At 68.4% G+C, this 22,285-nt stretch carries 14 protein-coding genes; 1 reads left to right on the top strand and 13 read right to left on the bottom strand.

Translation table 11 applies throughout. The features are described from left to right. Positions 1-346: 346 nt before the first annotated feature. From FJ694_RS32500 to FJ694_RS32435, 13 genes are all read right to left on the bottom strand, one after another. Positions 347-2,221 carry a TOL_0244 family TonB-dependent receptor gene (locus FJ694_RS32500; RefSeq protein ID WP_198321119.1) on the bottom strand — a complete coding sequence of 625 codons (1,875 nt, stop codon included), beginning with the start codon at positions 2,219-2,221 and terminating at the stop codon, positions 347-349. Then, positions 2,218-4,137, bottom strand: coding sequence for a sensor histidine kinase, YfiR-like protein-associated (locus FJ694_RS32495; RefSeq protein WP_157271677.1), 1,920 nt, complete (start codon positions 4,135-4,137; stop codon positions 2,218-2,220). Before FJ694_RS32495 ends, FJ694_RS32500 begins: the two co-directional genes overlap by 4 nt. Continuing rightward, the gene (locus tag FJ694_RS32490; RefSeq protein WP_157271676.1) at positions 4,134-4,709 is read right to left on the bottom strand and encodes a TOL_0243 family YfiR-like periplasmic protein; all 576 of its coding nucleotides are present in this window, start codon (positions 4,707-4,709) and stop codon (positions 4,134-4,136) included. Before FJ694_RS32490 ends, FJ694_RS32495 begins: the two co-directional genes overlap by 4 nt. Before the next feature lie 801 nt (positions 4,710-5,510). Beyond that, positions 5,511-6,020 (bottom strand): TlpA family protein disulfide reductase, encoded by a 510-nt coding sequence (locus FJ694_RS32485; RefSeq protein ID WP_157271675.1) that lies wholly within the window; start codon positions 6,018-6,020, stop codon positions 5,511-5,513. A gap of 22 nt (positions 6,021-6,042) precedes the next feature. After that, a complete protein-coding gene (locus FJ694_RS36915) occupies positions 6,043-8,505 on the bottom strand; it encodes a cytochrome-c peroxidase (RefSeq protein WP_198321117.1) in 2,463 nt (820 codons plus the stop codon). Positions 8,506-8,536: 31 nt separating this feature from the next. Next, positions 8,537-8,926, bottom strand: coding sequence for a hypothetical protein (locus FJ694_RS32470; RefSeq protein ID WP_157271674.1), 390 nt, complete (start codon positions 8,924-8,926; stop codon positions 8,537-8,539). Positions 8,927-8,947: 21 nt separating this feature from the next. Beyond that, positions 8,948-10,003: a hypothetical protein gene (locus FJ694_RS32465; RefSeq protein ID WP_157271673.1), complete on the bottom strand. Its 1,056-nt coding sequence runs from the start codon at positions 10,001-10,003 to the stop codon at positions 8,948-8,950. 73 nt (positions 10,004-10,076) lie between these two features. Next, complete coding sequence (locus FJ694_RS32460; protein ID WP_198321116.1) at positions 10,077-11,015, bottom strand: SCO family protein; 939 nt, start codon at positions 11,013-11,015, stop codon at positions 10,077-10,079. Between the two features lie 113 nt (positions 11,016-11,128). After that, positions 11,129-11,638 carry a hypothetical protein gene (locus tag FJ694_RS32455; RefSeq protein WP_157271671.1) on the bottom strand — a complete coding sequence of 170 codons (510 nt, stop codon included), beginning with the start codon at positions 11,636-11,638 and terminating at the stop codon, positions 11,129-11,131. 84 nt (positions 11,639-11,722) lie between these two features. Continuing rightward, positions 11,723-13,888 carry a multicopper oxidase family protein gene (locus tag FJ694_RS32450; protein ID WP_157271670.1) on the bottom strand — a complete coding sequence of 722 codons (2,166 nt, stop codon included), beginning with the start codon at positions 13,886-13,888 and terminating at the stop codon, positions 11,723-11,725. Positions 13,889-14,444: 556 nt separating this feature from the next. After that, a complete protein-coding gene (locus FJ694_RS32445; RefSeq protein ID WP_157271669.1) occupies positions 14,445-15,092 on the bottom strand; it encodes a response regulator in 648 nt (215 codons plus the stop codon). Continuing rightward, positions 15,089-16,879 (bottom strand): sensor histidine kinase, encoded by a 1,791-nt coding sequence (locus tag FJ694_RS32440; protein ID WP_157271668.1) that lies wholly within the window; start codon positions 16,877-16,879, stop codon positions 15,089-15,091. The genes FJ694_RS32445 and FJ694_RS32440 overlap by 4 nt, the downstream gene beginning before the upstream one ends. Before the next feature lie 774 nt (positions 16,880-17,653). Then, on the bottom strand, positions 17,654-20,371 hold the full coding sequence (locus tag FJ694_RS32435; RefSeq protein ID WP_157271667.1) for a hybrid sensor histidine kinase/response regulator: 2,718 nt from the start codon (positions 20,369-20,371) through the stop codon (positions 17,654-17,656). Between the two features lie 445 nt (positions 20,372-20,816). Between FJ694_RS32435 and FJ694_RS32430 the strand changes: the two genes are divergently transcribed. Further along, positions 20,817-22,285 (top strand): sensor histidine kinase (locus tag FJ694_RS32430; RefSeq protein ID WP_157271666.1); only part of this gene is annotated, 1,469 nt, incomplete at its 3' end.

Genomic DNA, 22,285 nt, shown 5'->3' with positions numbered 1-22,285 from the left:
GCAGACGCCGGGGAGAGCGTGCCCGGCTACAGCCTGCGTGTTGCCCTGGATGCCCTGGGCCGACAAGGCTCGCTGCGATAGGCCAGCCCCGCCGCAGGCGCGCACGACAGGCCAACGGGACGTTACGTCAAATGTGGAGCAGTCGCACTGGGCTTGGCGAACGCCTTTCTTCGTTTCGGGCAGAATGATTTTTTATATCTTGACGCGCTGATGCCGTTCAAGTGGGCTGCATTCATTCAATTCGAAGCGGCTGAATGACGCAGTCAACCCAAGCTCGGTCTTACTTGCCTTATTTTCATGATGGGCGTCGCGGCAAGTGTACCGGGGCACCGAGCGTCAGCGGTTTTCACTCCGGCGTCCATGCCAGTCGAAAGAAGACCGAGTGCCCGAACTCGCTTCCATCCGCGAATTCGATGTGCCGCCCACCTCCAAGGTTCCGTGCCAGGAGGCTGGCTTCGACTCCCCTGCCAAGGCGCCACCGCACTCCTACGTCCACCGCCGTGTACGACGGCACCCGGGGATTGGGCAGGGCGGAAACGTGGCGCAGCGTGGCATCCAGATCGGCGCTCGAGCCCAACTTGCCGGACAGGCGCAGCATCGCTTGGTGCCTGGGATCATTGCCCAGGTTTTCGACGGAGTTCGCACCGGCATCGGCATCAGCACGCAAGGACTTGCGCAGTTCCACCCATCCAGCGCTCAGACGCCAGCGCGTCGACAGATCCAGGCTGCCCCAGGCCTCAAGCCCATACGTGCTGCCTTCGGCCTTGTTCAGGATCGTCGTCGGCGCCGGGCCACCGGCACGCAGACGGTCGTACCGGGAATAGAAGGCCGTGACAGAGTAGCTGCTGTCCGCGGTCGGTCTCGCACGATGGCCGAGTTCCAACACGTCAGCGGTTTCGGACCGGAATTCGGGCCCGCCCTGGATTGCAAAGGGCGGCTTGGCCGGGAAGAAGAACTCGCGGTCCAGCCGGGCCGGCGCCCGCACCGCCCGTGACAATGAGCCCCACCAGATGCTGTCCCTGTCCGCGATGTAGCTCGCCCGAACGGTGGGCAGGAATTCCGCCCCTGTGTAGACGTTGGTCTCGACCTTGGCACCCAGCAGCAGCCGCCATGCGGACGCGACCTGGATTTCGTCCTGGATGAAGGCCGAGGACCAACGGAGCCGCTTGCGGGCGGGATCGAAGCGTACGAACTGGGACTGCTCGGTTTGCCCCAACGCGGTACGGTAGCCCAGCCCCCACAGAACGCGGTGCCCAGGGTTCAATGCCGGGGCATGGGTGAGTGCGAAGTCGAAGGTTTCGGTGGTGTCACGGAAGATCTGCTGGTCGTTGACCCTGGCTCGGTCAGCATAGGCCTGGAGTTGCCAGTTCGATCCGTCTGCCTGCTCCACGCTCCAGCGCAGCAGCAAGTTGCCGCCGCTTGCTCGCCGACCAGCGCCGGTGGCGCCGTCACCGCCCCCTTCGTAGGCGTCGCCCTGAAAGGTCAGACGCTCATACCGGGCACCCCAGTCCAGCCGGAAGCCGGCCTGGTCATGCCGTCCGTGATCGCCCCGCAAGGTTCCGCTCGGCAATCGTTGCGCGTCCTGGTCTCTGCGCAGCGCGTAAATGCGCAAGTCAGCCTGCTCTCCCAGGGAGATGCCATAGCGGGCGCCCAGGCGCCGCCCCTCGTTGCCTACCAGCGCCGACACCAGCGCCCCGCGAGTTCGCCCGGCTGTACGGGTGATGACGTTGATGACGCCGTTGACCGCGTTTGCGCCCCACAACGTCGCACCCGGCCCGCTGATGACCTCGATGCGCTCGATGTCCTCGAGCATCAGGTCCTGCACGTCCCAGAACACGCCTGAGTACAGCGGCGAGTAGACGGTGCGGCCATCGACAAGCACCAGCAGCTTGTTGCCGATGGCGTTGTTGAAGCCGCGTGCACTGATGGCGTACTCACGCGCATTGACGCGAGCCACCTGCAGGTTTGGCGCAAGGCGCAACGCCTCTGGCAGGCTTGTCGCGGTGGAGCGCCGGATGTCTTCACCGGTGATCACGAAAACTGAAGCGGCAGACTCCTGTAAAGACTGCGGCCTGCCCGTCACGGATGTGACCTTCACCTGAACCAGTTCCTCGAGGCTGAGGTCGGCGATCTCTGCTGTGGCTACTGTCTGTGCCATCGCAACTCCAGGCAGCAACGTGAGCAGGCCGGCGCGCACGCCGCTTCGAATCCAGAACTTCATAGACATGCAGGAGGATGGGTCACTGGGACAGATACGCTCTGAGGTGACGGAACGGCTCGGCCTTCAGCAATGAGAGCAAGCAGTTGCCGTAGCTTTTCCGCATCCACCGGCTTGAGCAGGTGGTGATCGAAGCCCGCGGACGCTGCGCGCGCCTTGTCTGCGGGCTGGCCCCAGCCGCTGATGGCGATCAGCACGGGCTTTGCGCCGGAAGAGGACTCTGCCCGTAGCCGCTCGGCAACTTCGTAGCCGTTGAGCTTGGGCATGCCAATGTCCAGCAGCAGCACGTCGGGCAGTTCCAAGTGCGCTGCGTCAAGGGCCGCCTGGCCGTCGTGAACCACTCGGACGCTGTGCCCCGACTGCACCAGAAGCACTTCAAGGCTCGATGCGAAATCCACGTTGTCGTCCGCAATGAGCAGGCGCAATGCAGCGCCTGGTGTGGTCAGCGCCGCTCCAGCCGAGTTGGAAATCGAGATCTCGCCTTCGGGGCGTGGGAGCTTCACTACGAAGGTCGAGCCATGGCCGATCCCCTTGCTGCTGACCCCTACGTCGCCGCCATGCATCTGCGCCAGCCGCTTGGCAAGGGTCAGCCCGAGCCCCAGCCCGACGTTGCCCCGCTCGAGCGACTTGTCCCCTTGCTCGAACAGCTCGAATATCCGCTCCTGCATCGACGCCTCGATGCCAATTCCTGTGTCCCGAACACTCACCTCGACATAAGACGGCGCCTGCGCCACCCGGAGTTCAACGAGCCCGCCGGGCGGTGTGTAGCGGCACGCGTTGGTCAGCAGGTTGCTGACGACCTGCAGCAGCCGCGCGCTGTCGCCGACCAGCACGCAGGGCACATCAGGCAAGGCGACATCGAGCCGCAGCCGGCGTTCGCGCGCCACCGGCTCGATCAGCTCTACCGCCGAGTGCAGCACCGTCCCAAGGTCAATGTTCTCCTGCTGCAGCACCAGTTTGCCGGTGCTGATCCTCGAGACGTCAAGGAGGTCATCGATGAGGCGCACGAGGTGGCGCAGTTGCCGGTCCAGGATCGCCACGGCCTTTTGCTTGCCGGCCGCGGGAGTCGATTCCCGGCCCAGCAGCATGACGGCGTTCGTCATCGGGGCCAGTGGATTGCGCAGCTCGTGGGCCAGGGTTGCAAGGAACTCGTCCTTGCGCCTGTCCGCCGCCAGCAGGCTTTCCTCAGCCTTTTGGCGCACCTCCATCTCCCGCTGCAGCGTTTCGGTGCGGGCCTGAACTTCGTCAAGCATGGCATTGAAGGAATGCACGAGCCGCTGCACGTCCTCGTTGCGCTCGGGTCGTGCACGCAAGCTCCAGTCACGCCGTTCGATGACTTCGCTGGCCACCTCGGTAACGCGGGCCATGGGCTCCGTCACCCGGCGCTGCAGCCGGGCAAAGACTGTAATGGCGCAGGCCAGTGAAAGGAGCAACACGCCCCCCTGGAGCGCCACATAGCTGCCCAGGCGCGCCAACAGGTCGTGAGCCAGCCGGATTTGAACAATGCCCACTTGTTCACCGTCTTGCATTACAGGTTCGAAGACCTCGAGCTCGGACCACGAGAAGTGCCACTGCGGGGATGCAAGCTGCGACGGCGGCTGCACGGCGCCGGGGTATGGGGCCGCGGGATACTGGGCGAACACGCGACCGGCACTGTCGTAGACCGCCGCGTGCTGCAGCCCCTTCTGGTGTGCCAGCGGAACCAGTTGCTGCTTCGCGGTCAAAGGGTCCTTGAAGATCAGAGCCGGGGCCACTGAGTGGGAGAGGACGTCGGCCTGGGTCAGCAGGCTTTCCACCTTCTCTTGCCGGTACTGAAAATATTCATAGGCCAGGACGAGTGTTGCACTGAGCAGGAGCGCCAGCAGCGTCGTCAACAGGGAGCTCAGTGCGAGTTCGCCACGCAGGGTCCTGAGTCTCATGGCTCGACCTCTATCACGCGTACGGCAACAGCCAACAGCCGCGCGCTGATCCTGAGTCCGGCCCGTTGAGCTTGCGGCAATGAGGCCTCGAAACGTACCCCCCCATCCCGCTCCACGAAACGCAGGATGGTGCCCTGGAACCGCACCTCCTCGTCCGTGACTGTCAGCACCGGCGTGCCGAGCCACGCCGACAGCGCGGCGGTGTTCGAGGAGGCGACGTCGGGGCCGATGTAGAGGACGTGCGGCAGCGGCGCTGTAGCCTTGTCAACGCGGCGCACGACCACGCCGCGCCCTTGCACCGGCCGGCCAGCGGCAATTTCGCGCAGTTCCCGGTACACATCGTCGGCACCGAGCACGCCAATCACGAAGGGCTCATGCGCTTCCACGAACGTCCCGGGCGGCCATTCGACGAAGGCCGGAAACTTGTGCAGGAAGGCGGCCTTGAGCTGCACCGTGGTGGCGACCCAGGGGCTTGGCGTACCCGGCGCTGCAGCACCGACTGTTGCAAACAACGCCAGGAATGCTGCCAGCAGGAGTCCAGTGCCGCGACGTCCGCAGTTTGGAAGGATCATCTCCCTGCCCGCACGGTATGCGTTTTCACAAGCTCCCCTCCGTGGTTCCAGTTGTGTCGTTCGTTGAAAACGCATTGATACCACGCGGCTTGCTCCGTTACCTCGCAGTCATGACCGCGCTGGCAGCTTCTGCGCGATCAGGTGTTCAATGTGTTCCACGCTGGGCGGCTTGGTGACGTGAACCGTTGACGCTGAATTAATCCTGATACAGCTCCAAATTAAGCGGTCAGCCAGCCTGGAAACCAGCCGATCCGCAGCTGCCCAAGAAAAGGCCCGCCAAGTGGCGGGCCATGAAGCCCCGGTCGCCCGATGCGCGCAGTGCCGAGGAAAGGAGCCGCGAGGAATCTCTGGAGCAAGCCAACTGCCTGCCAACCAAGCAGGTTGCACTGCAGCAGCACGGTGTCACACTCGTTTGTGGCCACGTGCCAGCCCAACGACAGCGGTCCGGACAACGCGTGGTCCAGGTAAAGCATTGCGTTGAAGATCTGTGCCGCCGCGCTCATGGAAGGCAGCAGCGCATCGTCGATTCACAATCTGACGGCGCCGGATTCGCTGTGACCCAGGCGGTAGGCTCTGGCCAGGCCTGTCACTCCGACAGGTGTCCAGAACCCGGTTCCGGTCCAGTTCCTATGAAGCAACCGTGTTGGCATGGCGTGACTGTGCAACGACACGGCTCAACGGCCGATGTCCGCGTCGTTCGGTTCGGCCGGTACGCCGTCTCGATCCAGGCTACGGAAGACGTACATCCTGCCTCGGTCCATGCGCTTTCCGCGAATCAGGCACTGTGCCCGTCGTACCGGTTCAGCGCAGGACGGCCTCGATGTCGCGGCGCGCGATCCGTCCTTCTCGGGCGAGCACCTGCCGCCCCCGGGGGTCGAACAGCAGCGTGGTGGGCAGCACGCGCGCCCTGAAGGCGGCGGCCATTTCCATGTCGCCGGCCACCAGCGGGTAGGTCACGCCCAGCCGGGCCGCGAAGCGCGCCATGCGCCCCTCGTCCAGCAGTCCGTCCACGGCCACGCCGACCACGACCAAGTCGCCGCGGGCGCGGCTCAGCGCCTGGAGCTCGGGCATCTCCGCCAGGCAGGGCGCGCACCAGGTCGCCCACAGGTTCACGAGCACCCAGCGCCCGGCGTGGGCGGCCAGGCTGTGGCGGCGGCCCTGCGTGTCCGTCAGCGCGAAGCCCGCCGGGGATGCGGCAGCCGGCACCACCAGCGGCGCGCCCAGCAGCAGCGCCATGGTCAGGCGCCGCATCGGCTGTGCGGGGGCCGCGATATCCCCCGGGTGCGCGGCACGGGCGGCGGGCTTCGGCAAGGCGTGCTCCATCAACCCGCGGCTACTTCAGGGGATCCAGGAAGTTCGCAAAGGGCGTGTTCGGCGTGCCCAGCGGCGTGGCGGACCCGCCTCGGTCCACCGCGGGCAGCAGCACCTGGTCGTCCGCCACCAGCTGGAGGCGGCCGTTGCCGAAGTCCCGCTGCTGCGGCGGCGCGGCGCCGCCGCCGTTGGGCAGCGGCAGGCTCGGGTGGTCGAACGGCGCCCGGTCGCGCCTCACCCGCGGGTCGGTGAGCGACTGCATGAACGCCACCAGCGCGTCGATCTCCTCTTCCGTGAGGCCCAGGGGCCGGATGTCGGGGGCCAGGTCGTCGCGGTTGTGCACGGCGAAGTCCCCACCGCGGTTGTAGAACTCGACCACCTGCCGCAGCGTGGCCTGGCCGCCGTTGCTGAAGTACGGCGCCGTTAGCTCCACGTTGCGCACGGTCGGCGTCTTCTTGGCGCCGTCCACGGCCACGCGCTCGTCGGGCTGCAGCGGCGGGGCCACCAGCTGCGGCGCGGTGCCGGGGCGCTCACGGTCGGGCAGCAGCCGGGCCGCCGCGGCGAGCAGCTGCTTGAACTCCCCTGGCGGGTTGACGGCCGTGGACAGCAAGTCCAGCGCGCCCTGGGCCTGCACGGTCGCGGTGCCCGTCGAGCCGTCGGGCTGCTGCACGGTCGCCGTGGTGGTCGGGCACGGCAGCATCGGGTTGCTGGCCAGCAGGCACGATCCCTTCACGACGTCGGGCGCATCGCCGGCGAGCACCAGCCGGGCCGCGGCCAGCAGGTCTTCCACCGGCATCGGCTTGCCGATCTGCGCGCTGGCCCGGGACAGCAGCGTGGCGGCCTCCAGCGGGCGCGCCCGGATGCCGGGCACCGAGCAGGCCTGGTTGGCCTCGGCCACCGGCATCCCTGCGACGGCGGCCAGCTTGTCGCGCACGCACTGCTGGAACAGGCGCGAGTTCGACAGCGGCCGGTTGTTCTCCCGGCCGCCAACGCCCAGGTCCTCGGCCGTCGGGCGCACGCCGATGTTGTAGAAGCCGTTGTCGTAGACCGCCACGCGGTCGTCGCCAACAATCATGCGCTCCAGCACCTGCAGGCCACGCACGCTGCGCTGCGACGCGTTCGTGAATTCGGGGCCGCCGTGGCAGTTGATGCACCGGCCCTTGTCCAGGAAGAGCTGCAGGCCCAGCCGCTGCTGCCGGTCGAGGGCGTCGAGCTTGCCCTCCATGAACCGGTCGAAGGGCGAGTCGTTGGCGATGAGCGTCTTCTCGTATTCCTCGATCGCCAGGCCCATGTAGAGCGAGAAGTTGTATTCCATGACGGTGAAGCGCTTCGGGCCCGGCGCGGCGGCCGTCACCATCGTCGGCGCGCCGCTGGAGACATCGACGTAGGTCTGGGCCGGCGCCCGCCACCAGGAGGGATCGATGGCTAGCCGGATGAGGTCCGCGTAGCTCCTGTCCAGGCCCGGGCCCGAGAGCGCGCGCACCACGCCCAGCACGCTGTCGTCGGCGGCGATGTCCTGCTGCCCCAGCGGGCGCAGCCCCAGCTGCAGCAGCTTGCGGCCGAGCTCCGGGTAGTTGCGACCGCCGTAGGACATCTCCGCGCTGTTGAGGCCCGGCCCCGTGGCCTGCGACGCCGCGGAGGAGCGCTTGAGGCGGATCTGCACCAGCGAGGACACGCCCTTGGCTGTCTTGACGATCGGGGCCTGCTGCAGCGACCCGATGGGATTGACGCCGTTGAATTCGCCCCGGCCGCGCCCGTCCCAGAAGTTGCGCTGGTTCAGCACGGCGTTGAGCACCGTCGGGGCATTGCGGGGCGCGACGTTTCGCACCATGGCGCCCGACGCCGCGTCGATGTAGAGGCCGGGGTGCGGCAGGCCCGCGTCGTGCGGGTACTCGGGCGAGACGCGCCCGACCGTGGCGAGTTCGACGAAGGTGGCGTTCATTACGCCCTGCGACGAAACCACGTCGTTCGTGTCGGAGAGCACCGCGGAGGACCGGTCCGCGGGGTTGGCCAGCTTGTGGAAGGGGAAGTCGGCCAGCGACAGCTGGTAGTTGGCCGACAGCGGCGTGCCGCCGTTCTTCGGGCTGGCGCCGAAGAGCGTGTCGCCGCCCGGCACCAGCGTGCTGCGCAGCCCGGGGTTGAGCTGGTTCTTCGAGCGGTTGTCGGCGCCGGCGTGAAAGTGGCAGCTGGCGCAGGCCTGACCGTCGCTGCCGAGCTGCCGGTCCCAGAACAGCGCCTTGCCCAGCTGCAGCAGCGCCTGGCGGTCCACCACGAAGTTGCCGAAGTTGGGCGCGTCCCGCACCGCGGAGAGCTTGAGCGAGTCGGTGAAGGCCAGGGCCTGCTGCCTGAGCTCGGCGGCGGGCAGCCGCTTCACGGTGACCTGGGCCTGGGCCGGCGCCGTGGCGCACCAGAGCGCGAGCGCCGTGAGCAACGCCGTCGCGGCCCGGCCGCCGCGGGCCTGGGGCTTCGATGCGGAAGTTCGCATGGGAAATGCCCTCCGGGTGGCGGCGCCGCGTTCAGCCCACCGCGGGCAGCTGGGCGCACAGGTCGGCGAGCCGGCGCTGGCGCAGGACGTCGCCATAGGTCTGCGCCTGGTGGCGCGCGCGGTTGGCGAATTCCTGGTTGCACTTGAGCCGCACCATGCGGCTGGCGGCTGCGGCGTTGTCGGGGCGCAGCACCGGATCGACCGGGGAGCGCTGGCCGGGCCGGGCCGGCCGCGCGGACGGGGCCGGCGCCGCGTTCACGGCGTTGGCCGCGAGGGCCGCCTCGCTGCTGGAGGCGCCGGCCTGCTCGCTGGCGCCGCCGCTGCCACCATCGCCACCGCCGCAGCCGGCCAGGAGTGCCGCTGCCGCCAGCGCGAGCCACGCCGCACGGCGCGGCGCGGGGAAATGTCGGGAATGACGCATGTCGCAACCTCCTTGGGCAGATCAGAAGCCAGCCCGGTCCAGCACGAAGTCGGTGCTGTAGGCCGTGGAGGGATAGGCGCTGCTGGGCACGACGCGGGCTCGCGTCATGGTCGGCACCGCGCGGTAGCCGCTGTAGCGGTCGAGCTGGTAGCGGAAGAGCCCGTAGCCGGGCGCGGCCGTGTCCTCGGTGCAGGTCACGTTGCCGGCGGCCGGCGTGGCCGGCGCGCTGGCGTTGGTCCAGACCACCTCACCCGTGGCGCTGGTGCCGTTGTCCACCTGCACGTTGACGCGCTGGGTGCGCGCCGTGCCGTTGACGTTGGGCGATCCCATGAAGCGGCAGCCGCCGCGCACTTCAAGCTTGACCGTGGTGGCGTTGGCCCGCGTGACACTGCCGCGCAGGATGCGGGTGTCCGGCGCCGTGGCCGAGGCCCTGGCCTGGCCGCCGGTGGTCTGGATGGCGTGCGCGTAGAAGACGTCCGTCTGCGCGCCGAGGTAGCCCTCCGCGGAGGACTCGTCCCCCGCCGGCACGGTGGCGAGATCGACCTCGTAGCCGAAGTCGTTGATGGGCTCGGACGCGACGATGCGCCCGCCCGGCTCGTACCCCGGCGTGCCCGGCGTGGTGCCCAGCAGCACGATGGGCACGCCCATGATCTCGAACGGCCCGCCCGGCGTGATGGTCACCGGCCCCACCAGCACGTTCTCGCTGACTTCCACGAACACGGTGTCGGCCACGCGGCGGGTGCCGTTGTCGTCGCCCGACACGATGCAGGTCCCGCCCACGAAAGCCGACAGCGGCGGCAGAGGCGGCGTGTCGGGATTGCCGTCGTCGGGCGGCTCCACGTTGCGGCGCCCGGGGAAAGGCTGCGTGTCCAGCAGCCTGGCCTTGTCGATCACACCCGAAGGCGTGGTGATGACGGTGTTGGCGCCGAGCTGGATGCGCACCTGGTTGCACACCAGCGCGTTGTCGTTGACCCGGCCCAGCCGGCCCTCCACCGAAAACGGCACGGCTAGCGCTGGGGCCGCGGCGCCGGCCAGCAGGGCCGGCAGCAGCAGGGAAATGCGACGCGGTGACTTCATGGGCTTCTCCTTCTTCGGTTGCTGCGTTGCCGATGCGTGTGCCGTGGCACCCGCAGCGGCTGCGCGGTGCTTCTCAGTGGTGGTGCTGGTGTCCGGCCGACACCTTTCTGGGCGCGGCCGGGGCCCCGGGCTCGGGCGCCGGGCGGCGCGCCGCCTCGGCCGCGAGGTGGTCGAGCACGCTGGCCACCTCGGTGCTGCTCAGGCGCAGGTTGGGCATGCGCACCTTCGGGTACTGCTGCGCCAGGCGCAGCGCCGTCGGGTCGCCCTGGGCCTGCAGCCGGTCGGGCGCGGCCACGTAGCGCTCCAGCCAGGCGCGCTCGCGCCGCGCAGTCACGCCCAGCAGGTCCGGCGCGAGGCCGCTGCCGCCGGCCTCGCCGGTGGCGGTGTGGCAGGCGCTGCAGCGGCTCTGGAACAGCAGCTGTCCCGGCTCCAGCGCCAGGGGCCGCGCCTGGGCGTAGCCCGGCGCCGCCTCGGCGTCGCGCCAGCCAAAGAAGTTCTTCATGTGCGCATGCAGGAAGCGCGGGTTATCCACGGCCGAGTGGCGCATCCACTGCCCGGTGGCCTCCTGGCCAAGCAGCAGCATGGGCATGTGGCCGTCCTTGCCCGCGCTGTCGGCGCGCCGCACCAGGCCCAGCTTGCGCGTGAGCAGCGCGATGTCCTCAGGCTTGCCGGTGAGCAACGTCCAGCCCGGGCCGACGCTGAAGCGCTGGGCGTAGTCCTTAAGCACCGCGGGCGTGTCGGTCTTGGGATCGATGCTGATGGAGTAGAAGACCACGTCGCGCCCCATGCGCTCGCCCAGCAGGCGCTGCAACTGCGCGAGGTTGGCCATCTCCAGCGGGCACTCGTCGGTGCAGCTGGTGTAGATGACGTGAATGGCCACCGACTTGCCCTTGAGCAGGTCGTCGTGGAAGCGCACGCTGCGGCCGTCGTGCGTCTGCAGCGCCACGTTGGGGTAGCGTTCGGCAGTGGCGGATTGGGCCCGGGCCGGGACGGTCCAGACACCGAGCAGCATCAGCAACGCCAAGCCCACGGAAAGCATCGTCCAGGACCACCAAACTGGCAGCGCAGCGACTTGTTGGTTGCGGTTGCAATGGTTCATAAAGAAGTCCGGTAGTGGCAACCGTGTCAGTCCGCCAGGGTGCCGACCTTGGCCTCGGCCCCGGTCAACGTCCCGGATCTGGTGTCGAACTTCAGCGCGAAGGTAGCCAGGCCCGTCACGGCCGTCCTCAGCTCGGTCGCGGCGCTGGCTTCAGGCACGATCGGGAAAGTCACCTCCAGGGTGTCCTCGGCCGCCAGGGTGCGCAGCCGCTGCACCGTCTGCTCCACCGTGTAGCGGCCCCCGCCCTTCATGCCTACGGCCGTCAGGCGCACAAACTCGATGGTGACCAGCACCGTTGGCGTGGCACGCCAGTCGAGGTCCGGGACCACCGTGGTGCGAATGCGGGCCGAGCCGTTGACCGTGACAGGATCCGGCTTGACGTCGGCACGTCCGGCCATGCGCACCGTCAGGTTCGATACCACCGGGGTGGTGAAGGACTGCGCCGCCGCGGCACCCGCGGCCAGCAGCAGCCCCAGGGCCGGCATCCAGGCCGGCAGCCGGTTGGAGAAGAAGCGTGAATCAAGGATCGCAGCCATGGCGAATCTCCCGCGGCGCACCCGGCGGGCGGCATCGTGCGCCGCCCGCCGGACATGTCGCTTCAGTGGTGTCGGTGAGCGGCTTCAGTAGGCCGAGGGCAGGATGTCGGTGGGCGGCCGGAAGGTCACGCCCTGCGGCGACGGAATGGGCGTGGGCATGGCCTGCAGCGCCGAGGTGCCGTTGGAATTCATTTCCCAGCGCATGAGCATTGCGTTGTCCTCGTGCACCGTGTTGTGGCAGTGCTCCATGAACATGCCGCTGAAGTCGCGGAACTGGATGGAGATGGTGCAGGTGCCTCCCGGTCGCAAGCGGTAGACGTCCTTGCGCCCGCGCTCCCACGGCGGCACGTTGGAGGCGCTGCCGTCGCGCTGCAGGATCTGCCCTTCCTCGAAGTGGATGTGGATCGGGTGGTCCCAACCGCCGCCGCCGTTCTTGAACACCCAAATCTCGCGCGTACCTGCCTTTGGCGCCGCGGAGATGCGCCCGAAGTCTGCCGAGAGCATCGGGCCACCGTTGACCTTCATGCCCCAGGGCCCGCCCTCGTGGTAGGAAGAAGTCGAGTCGTAGGTCGTGGGCGCGGCGCCGCGGCCGAACTCGAACACCCGCGTGCGCGCCACCGGGATGGCAGCGTGGTCCGGGTTGGGAATGAGCTGCGCCGGCACCACGCTGCGGTCAGGCTGCGGCGGATCGCGCACGACGCGGAATTCCAGGAACGGTCCGACGCAGGGGTCGTCGGATTTGCCCGCCAGCGCGTCGCGCAGCGAGAGGTCCTTGTCCACGCGGCGACCGTCGTCGTGCTCGGCCAGGTTGACCAGGTGCACCTTGTCGCCCACGCGGTAGCGCGAGAAGTCGATGACGACGTCGACCCGCTCACCGGTGGACTGCTCGTCGAGCTCGGTGAGCCGCACCGGCGCCGGCAGCAGGTTGCCGTCGTTGGCGATCATGATCATGGGTGAGCCGTCGGAGAGCGCCAGCTTCATGAAGCGCGCAATCGAGCCGCACAGGATGCGGAAGCGGTACTTGCGCCGCTCGACCTCGAAGTACGGCTTGTAGGCGTAGTTGACGGTCATCACGTCGCCGACGAAGCCGTCGAAGTCGAAGATGTCCATCGTGAGCTGGCCGCTCGAATCGAAAGCCTTGTCCGAGACGACCAGGTTGACGTCGTAGTCCAGGTTGCCCCAGGGCTTGGCCGTGCCGCTGGGCAGGCGCAGGTTGACGCCGTCGTTGATCGCCTCGTTGCCGCGGTCCACGGCGCTGTAGAGGTTGAACATGCCGGCGTTGCCCTTGTACACGTTCTGCATGGTGAAGCTGAACATGTGGTCGTGGAACCAGTGCGTGCTCATCGTCTCGCGCCAGTCGCCGGGGATCTTGTCGATGCCGCCGGCGTCGTTGGGCGTGCCCGCGCGCGCATCGGTGGCGTAGGCATTGATGCTGCGCCAGCCCGCCAGCACGATCGGGTAGTGGTAGTCGTAGAACTGGCCCGGGTAGAAGTAGGCGCCGGTGAAGCCGTCGTTCTCCGCGCCGTGGTGGCCGTTGTGCTCGTGGGTGGAGAGCGTGTGGCGCCCGAAGCCGTTGTTCTGCGTGACGTCGAAGGGCAGCCGGTTGTGGTGGCGAAACAGGATCGGCTCGCCGTAGCGGCCGAGCATCAGCTTGGGCGGCACCGTGCCATTGAAGGTCCAGACCGAGTTGGGCTGCTGCACCGGCATGCTGGGATGGAAGCGCGGCATGATCACGGCGGAAGAGTTGATGCCCGAATTCAGGCTCGACGGCACGCAGGGGTTGTAGCTGCCGTTGGCCTTGACCGGCTCCTGCGTGACCTCCACCGCGACCTTGGGGGCGAAGCGCTCGAACTCCTGGTGTGCCCACATCGGCCCCGGTGGGCGACCCTCGATGGGGCCGGTGTCGCCAGCCCTCACGCCCGGCAATGCGGTGTCGAGCAACTGCGGTGTGGTGTTGGCTTGTGCCAGGGGCGCCGGGTTGAGCGAGGACACCGGGGCGCGCGGGAGCACGTCCGCGCGCGGCATGGGCTGCGTGAACGGTCTGGCTCCGAACAGCGGGCTGCGCGGCAGCCCGGTGGGGACGTTCGCATAGGCGCTGCTGACAAAGGGACTCAAGCCGTGCGTGGCGGCCACCGTGCCGGCACCCGTCATCACGCCCAGCCGCAGCAACTCGCGCCGCGAGAGCTTGCCGTGCGAGAGCGCCGCCAGGAATTCCTGCCGGTTCCTGCGTGCCGCCTCAGCCTCGCGCACGCGGTTTTGCGAGACTTTGTCAGAAAGGAAAAGGGGTCCCATGGTTTCTTGCCCTTCTTGTCAATATCCGCCGCACAGAAACGGGAGAAATTTCCGACCGAAAGCATCGGCCCAGGCGCCCAGTTTTGTCGCAAATCAAGCGTCGGAAATAGAATTCGCGTGGGCCGGTATTTCAAGGCGCGCCGGCCTGGGCGCCTGGAAAGTGCTTGCCCTGGCCCCGCGCGCCTACAGGAGTGGCGCGCCAGCCATCATGTTCTTCTGCGGGTGCAAGGCTGGGCCGCAGCACTGTTCCGCTGTAGCCTTCCCTGGCACGGTTGCTTGAGTGCCGGGCAAGCCCTCGGTCAGGAATTGGAGTTCTATATTTAAGGCTGCTCTGGCTGTTGGAGACATTTTTTGCCTTCGGGACCATTCAACCTTTTCCTGTGATGGCTGTCCCGTGAAAGCCGAGTGGATTCATCAGAAAAGTAATTTGGCCAGTGCGGGGCTTGCCGGGGTATTTGCAGAAAAACATCGCTGTTTTCCAGCAAAAGCATTACCAGGAAACAGGTAAAAAAGCTCAAAGAGATACGAGGCCCTGCCGAATGGCATATCTCGTAAGGTCGGCAACCGTATGTATGTCGAGTTTGCGCATGATGTTGCGGCGGTGCGCATCGACGGTGGCGGGTGAGATCTGCAGGCTCGCGGCGATGGCGGGCGTGCGCTGACCCTGGGCGATGAGTTTCAAGATCTCGACCTCGCGGCGGCCCAGGAGACGGGCGGCGTCGAGCGCCGGCTCGCCGCCGTGCAGGCTGGACACGAGCGCGCCCGCCACTTCCGGGCTGATGTAGGACTGCCCGGCCATGACGGCCCGGATGGCCATCACCAGCTCGAAGCCGGCGGCCGACTTCGTGACGTAGCCCAGGGCGCCGGCGCGCAGCATCTCGATGACGTAGCGCTTGTCGGTGTAGGCGGACAGGGCCACGATGCGCACGCCGGGCTGCGCGCGCTGCAACTGCGGCGCGAGCTCGATGCCGGAGCGGTCGGGCAGATGGATGTCCATTACGATCACATCCGGGCGCAGCGACGCAGCGAGCTCGAGCGCATTTGCCGCGTTGCCGGCCTCGCCGGCGACTTCCACGCCGGGTTCCTGGCGCAGCGTCTGCGCAATGGCCTCGCGCACGAGCCGGTGGTCGTCCACGAGCAGCACCCGCGTGGCCGCCGTCATGATGCCGCCTCCTCAATGGCGGCCACGGCCAGCGGCACCTGCAGCACGGCTTCAGTGCCCTGGCCGGGGAAGCTGCGAATGTCGAACTGTCCGCCGATGCGCGATAGCCGCTCGCGCACGCTGCGCAACCCCATGCCGCGGCGCTGGAGCCCGGCATCGGCATCGGCATCGGCATGCGCATCGTCCAGGCCCACACCGTGGTCGCGTACGGTGACGCACAGCGCCGGGCCGTCGCTGCGCAGCACGACGTCGGCGGCGTCGCAGCAGGCGTGCTTGGCAACGTTGATCAGCAGTTCGCGCACGCTGCGGTAGACGAGGGAGCGGATCTCCGGCATGAGCGGCTTGGGCCTGTCGTCGTCGTCGATCCGCACGCTCAGGCTGAACTGCTGGCGCATCTCGTCGGCCAGCCAGTCCAGCGCCGGCAGCAGGCCCAGGTCGTAGAGCACCGGCGGCGCGAGCTGCTCGGACAGGCAGCGGCTGGAGCGGTCGGCGCGCCGGGCCAAGGCGGCGATCTCATGGGCCGTGCGGGTGACGTCGGGGTCCGCATGCCGGCACAGGGCGGCCAGGCGGATCTGCAGCGCCGCCAGCGTCTGGCCCAGCCCGTCGTGGAGGTCGCGCGCGATCTGCTGGCGCTCCCGGTCCTCGGCCGCGGCCAGCTCCAGCGCGAAGCGGCGCTCGCGCTCAAGCATGCGGTGGCGCTGCGCGATGGCCTCGCCCGCACGCTGCAGCGCCACCCGCAGGTCCGCCACTTCCTTCAGCGGCGTGTCGGCGCACAGGCGCGGCACGCGGTCGTCCGCGATGTCGCGCGCGCCCTGGGCGAGCTGCTCGATCGGCCGGGTCACGCGCTGGCCCAGCAGCCGCGCGGTGGCGATGGCCACGAGCAGCATGGTCAGCCCGATGGCTGCGGTGAACGAGACGTGCAGCGCCAGCGGCCCGTCCACGGCGCTGGCCGGCGTGCCCACGCCCACCGTCCAGCCGCCGGGCCCCAGCCGCCTGTAGGCCATGTAGCTGAGGTCGCCTTCGAGAGTGCGGGAGGTGGCCACGCCCTCTAGGCCACGGCTGACGAGGGCCCGGTACTCCGGGGTCGCCTGCTGGCCAGCCCACGCCGCGTGCCGGGGCGCCCGGGCCAGGACGCGGAAGTCCCGGTCCATGATCGAGACGACGTCCTGCGCCACGCCACCTGGAGGCGCGGCCACGAAGCCGGTCAGCGCTTCGGGACGCATGCCGGCCACGAGCAGGTAGCGCAGGCTGCCCTGCTGCACGACCGGCACGGTGATGGCGATGAACGGCTGCGCATCGAGCGGGTCCTGCATCAGCCCGGACACCAGCGCGCGCCGGGCCGAGGGCATCTGGCCGACGTATTCATGCTCGCGCAGCGAAGGCAGCCCGCTGCCGAAGGGGCGCAGCAGGTTCATGACCTGCGCGCCGTCGGGCTCGATCAGCCACACCGAGTACCACGGCTGCACATCCCGCACGTGACGAGCCTCGTCGTAGAAGGCCTCCAGGTCGCCCCCTTCCAGCTCACGGGTGGCCGCCAGCGCCGTCAGCGCGGAGATGGAGCCCTGCAGCTCTTGCTCCACGGCAACGGCGATGGTCCGCGCCGTGCTCAACAGGCCCGACTCGATGTTGCGGCGCTGGTGCTGCGCATCGCGCACGGCCTGCATCACTGCAAAGGCCACCAGCGGCAACTCGATGGCGATCACCCAGGCCACCAGGTAGGCGCGCAGCGAACAGGTGGGAAGCCACCCTCCGGTTCCTTGGCGCGTGCGGTGGAACAACGTAGCCATGTTCAGCGGGCTTGCGCGTCGGGCTGGTGCGTTGCGGATCTCGCGAAGGACCTCCCCCACGGCAGCGTGGGGACGCGGGCCACGAGCTTCATGCCTGCGGATCTGCTGTGCGGACCGGGCAAGTGAAACTTACCGGATGCAGGGTGGGCTCGGTCCAAAGGTAAGCGTCGCATCGTTGGATGACATCGCTAACAGCTCCTGACAGTGCGGCCGGCGTTGCTTTCGCTCGGCGACAACGCGGTCCCTTTGTCAGCAGCCTCTGCCGGTCTCTCGTGGCCCGGCCTGTGGCGCCAACCTGGATTTGCTAGCGTGCGTCGCCGTGGCGCTGTGGTTGCGCCGCATCCAGCTGTTGGTTTCGGCCAAGGTGGACATCATCGCGCTCCTAGGCAACGGTGCGCGACGGCCCCGTTGCTTCCCGCCGTTCGCAGCCTGCGCATGGGCAGCCGGTTGATAACTGCCAATCGGCTGTTGTTATCAACAACGCTCTCTCAGTGAAACGGGTTCCGCCGTGAGAGCTTCGTGTTTTGACTCCGCCAAAGCTTATTGAAACCCAGCTGGCCTCGCTGGAGCGCCCCCTGCAAGCTATAGCCATCTGACTGCCGGTGCTGGCGCTGCTGCAAGCCCTGCTTGAAGCGGACCGTCCCTCTAGGACGCTCCACGCTGGCAAGCATTGACATGCCTGTGCCACAGAAGCTGCGCCGTGGCGGTAACGCGCCGTCTTGGCCTTGGCTGGTTTACACGGCGTTTGCCAGCGCAGGCAGCGGAAGTCGTTTTCTACCGTGCCGTGGGAGCATGGGACTCTTTCGGTTCCAGATGCAATGCCTGCTGCATCGCTTCAGCCAGCCGGCGCAGCGAGATCGGCTTGGCGACATAGGCCTGGAAACCGGCCTCCAGCCCGGCCTGGCGATCGGACTCCATCGCAAATGCCGACAGCGCAACGGCTGGCAACTCACGCACTGCACCACCCGGCAGTTGCCGTACTGCCCGGATGAGCGCCAGACCGTCCATGCCGGGCATGCCGATGTCCGATACCAGCACGTCGAAGCGGCACGACTGCAAGGCCTGCAGCGCTTCATCGGCTGAAGCCGCCAGCCGCACCTCCGCACCGAGGCTGGCCAGCGCCACCTGTGCCACTTCCCGCGCGTCGGCCTCGTCATCGACCAGCAGCACGTGCAATCCCTGCAGGCTGGCAGCGCTTTGGGCCAAGGCGGCATCGGCTGGCACAGGGGGGCCGGCAGGCACGTCAAGCAACGGCAGCGACATCGTGAAAAGGGCACCCCGACCAGGACCGTCGCTGTGTGCGGCCAGCGTGCCGCCGTGCAGCTCGACCAGCGCGCGGCTGATGGCCAGCCCCAGTCCCAGCCCACCGGCACGCCGCGTATGTGAGGAGTCTGCCTGGCGCATGCGGTCGAAGACATGGGGCAGGAAGTCCGCCGCGATGCCGCAACCGCTGTCGCAGACCTGCAGCACGGCCTGGCCGCCGTCCTCGCCCGCCACCACCTCGATGCGGCCGCCGGCGTCGGTGAACTTCAGCGCATTGCCCACCAGGTTGGAGATCACCTGCGCCAGCCGCTGCGCGTCGCCATCCACGATGACCGGCTTCGCTGCCGTGCAGTACAGCGCCACGCCCTTGGCCTGCGCCGCATGCAGCTGGGACTGCACGACCTCGCGTGCGGCAGAAGCCATGTCCAGCGGGCGCTTGTCGAGCCGCAGCTTGCCGGCGAGCACCGCGCTCATGTCCAGCAGGTCGCTCACCAGCTTCGCCTGCAGTTGCACGTTGCGCCGGATCACGTCGGCCGCCTTGACCAGCATGGGATCGGCACTGCCCTTGCGCACCAGGATCTCCGTCCAGCCGCTGATGGCGTTGAGCGGGGAGCGCAACTCGTGCGAGACGGTGGCCAGGAATTCATCGCGCATGCGCGCCAGCCGTTCGGCCTCAGCACGGGCCGTGCGCTCCTCGGCCAGTGCTCGCTCGCCGGCCTGCGCGAACTGCACCATGTCGTCCACGTCCAGCAGCGTGCCGACCCAGCGCAGCGGCCGGCCCTGCTCATCAGCAAGCAGCCGGGCACCGATGTCGAACCAGCGCGGCGGCGCCTCGTCTGCAGCTTGCAGCCGGCAGCGCACGGCCAATGCGGTGCCCGAGGCCAGGCTCGTGCGCCAGGCCTGCTCGAAGGCGCCGCGGTCCTGGGCATCCACCAGAGCTGCCAGCATTTCCACCGGGAAGTCGCCTTCAGGCTGGCGCCGGCGAATCCAGGGCTGGTTCACGTACTGCAGCCGGCCATCGGCGTCAGCGACCCAGACCACCTGCGGCAGCGACTCGGCCAGCAGTGCGAACTGTCGCGCGACGGCCACCGCCTCCTGCGCCCGCAGGCGTGCCGAGTCCTGCAGCGTCACGATGGCCTGCCGCACGGCTGACACTTCGCCGAGCTGGCCGTCCGCAGGCAGATCAGCCCCTTGCGATCCGGCATGGATGGCGGACGCCGCAGCGGCGAGCTGCCGCACTGGCCGCACCAGGCGGCCTGCCGCCATCCAGGCCAGCGGCAGCGCAGCCAGCCCCAGCAGCAACGCACCAACGACAAACGCGTTGCGCAGCTCGCGCACCGGCGCCAGCACGGCCTCGTAGGGCTGGCGGGCGACCACACGCCAGCCGAAGCCGGGAAAACGGCCGCGCGGGCCGGTGTCGGCCACCACGGCCAGGTAGTCGCGCCCGTCGCTCCAGGCCGCGCGCGTGGCGCGCGCGCCCAGCTGTCCGAGCACCGGGCGCAGGTCCGTGCCCGTGGGCATCCCGTCGGAGCCGGCCAGTACCACCTTGCCCGCCGTGTCCACGAGCAGCGCCTGCACGCCTTGGCTGGCCTGCAGCGGGCCAAAGACGTGCTCGCGCAGCTCGCGTGTCCACTCCCAGGCCACGTGGGCTGCGAAGACCCGGTACACCTGGCCGGAGGCATTGCGTATCGGCGCGGATACGTCCAGGAAGCGCAGTGCCTCCCCACTGGCCGGCTTGGGCAGCAGCTCGGCCAGGCGCACCGCGTCGTGCACGTCACCCAGGAACGGTCCGAGCAGTCCTTGCTCGAACACCGGGCGTCCTCGCCCATTGCCGCCTTCGAACAGGCCCTGGCTGGCCGCCAGCACCTGGCCCGTGGCCGCGTCGATGATGCCTGCGTAGGCAAACTGCGGAAAAGCTCCCTGCAACGCATTGAGCGCCTCGCGCATCTCGGCCGCCGTGGTGGCGGGGTTGCGGAACTCCTCGCGCTGGGTCTGCAGGATGACCTCGCGCAGGAACACGTCCATGCCCGCGGAGAGCTCACGGGCCATCTGTTGGGATTGGGCCTCCAGGCTGGTCGCGCTGAGCCGCAAGATCCGGTCTTCGGCGGCTTTTGACAGCGCCAGGGCCAGCAACAACGCCAGCGCCAGCAGCAGCACGCCCAGCACCAGCGCCACGCGGGTCTGGAGCCGCTGCAGGCGCGGCTGCGGCGCAACCGAAGCCTGCGCCACTGAAAGCCTGCTGCCTGTCATTTGCCGCCCCGCCGGGTTGTAGTGCGGGGATTCTAGGCAGGCATGGGCCGTGCGCCTTCTCCACGGCGGGCCGTCGCGTGCGAGGCGGCCCGGTCCGACGCGCATGCCTGCGCGCCGCTCAGGGCGGACTACGCCACGTGCAATTGCAGCCCGACGTTGAAGACGCTGCCGCGGCCCGGCTGGCTGTGCAGCGCCAACACGCCGCCCTTCAGCAGCCGGGCTGGCCCGGCATGCATGGCTACTTCCCTGACAGGCAGCGCCTGGAGTGTCCGTCTGCGCGCTTGGTGCAGACCCGAGACAACAGCAGCTGTAGACACGCCGTCATCAGCTACAGCGCTCGTACGGGCTGACCAAGGCTGGCGCGCCGGTGCAGATGCCTGCTTCCGGGATATGAGTGGTCTGCGTCCAGTCCGAGGCATGCCTGATGCTGCAAAGCCTTCGCTGGTCGGTGCATCCCAGTGGTGCCGCGCCATTTCAATCAAGAACACTACCTGGGACACAAACCATGATTTCGCCTGTCGATCCGGGCCGTGCGCCGGACTTCCGGGTGCTGATGGACCACCTGGCGGCTGGCGTGGTGGTCCACGCGCCCAGTGGTGAGGTGGTGTACGTCAACCCGGCAGCCTGCCGGCTCACAGGACTGGAATGTGCGGACATGCTCGCCCGAGCGCTGGACGACCCCGTTTGGCGGCTGTTTCGCGCCGACGGCTCGCTCATGCCCGTGGCCGAGTACCCGGCTCGCCGGGTGCTTGCCACGATGCAGCCGCTACACAACCAGCTTGTGGGCGCTCAGCATCCGATCACTGGCGTGATGGCCTGGGTACTGTGCAGCGCGTACTTGGAGCACGAGGCCGACGGCACGCTGCGCCATGTGGTCATGATGCTGCTGGACGTGACGGACCGGGTGCAGGGCGAGCGCGAGCTGGCCTGGAGCGAATCGCGCTTTCGCCTACTCTACGAGCATGGCAACGACGGCGTGCTGCTGACGCACCCAGACGGCTCAGTCGAGAGCGCTAATCCTGCGGCGTGCCGGCTGTTCGGGCTGAGTGAGGCCGAACTGATCGCACGGGGGCGCCAGGGGCTGGTGGACGAGGCTGATCCGCGGCTGGCACAACTGCTGCGAGAGCGCGATGCCACTGGACGGGCACTGGGGCGGCTGCGTATGCGCCGCGGCGACGGTGTGCTGTTCGAGGCCGAGGTCAGCTCGGCGCTGTACCGGGACGCGGATGGGCAGTCCTGCGCCAGCATCATCGTGCGGGACGCTTCAATGCGTGAGGAAGCGGAGGCCGCCCAGGCCGCCCGAATCGCTGCAGAGCGTGCCAGTGAAGCCAAGAACACCTTCATCGGCCGGCTCAGCCACGAGTTGCGTACACCGCTCAATGCCATCCTTGGCATGACGCAAGTGCTGCGGGCGGAGGCCGCCCAGCGCTTGACGCCTGCGATGCTGGAACGGCTGGGCCACGTGGCCGAAGCCGGGCGCCATCTGCTGCGCCTGATCGAGGACTTGCTGGACCTCAGCCTGATCGAGGCCGGCCGGCTGCGGGTGTCGCTGCAGCCCGTGGCCCTAGCGGCGCTGGTGCGGGAAGTGCTCGTTCAGTTGCAGCAGTTGGCCGCGGGGCGGGCGCTGGCGGTGACGATGCGCGATGAGGCGCAAGACGCCTGGGTGCTGGCCGATGCGGGACGACTGCGCCAAGTGCTGTGGAACCTGTTGTCCAACGCGGTCAAGTACAACCGCGAGCGGGGGTCCATCGAGGTAACGCTGCAGTGCCAGGGCGACTGCGCCATCGTGGCCGTGCGCGACAGCGGGATGGGCATGGACGAGTCGCAACTGGCCCGGCTGTTCCAGCCCTTCGAGCGGTTGGGCCGCGAAGAGTCCCGCGTACCGGGCGCAGG

Origin of the sequence: Azohydromonas aeria (assembly GCF_009760915.1) — a bacterium.
GTDB classification, from domain to species: domain Bacteria; phylum Pseudomonadota; class Gammaproteobacteria; order Burkholderiales; family Burkholderiaceae_C; genus Azohydromonas; species Azohydromonas aeria.
The sequence above is the reverse complement of the archived record's forward strand: the minus strand, read 5'-3'. Positions and strand labels throughout refer to the sequence as shown.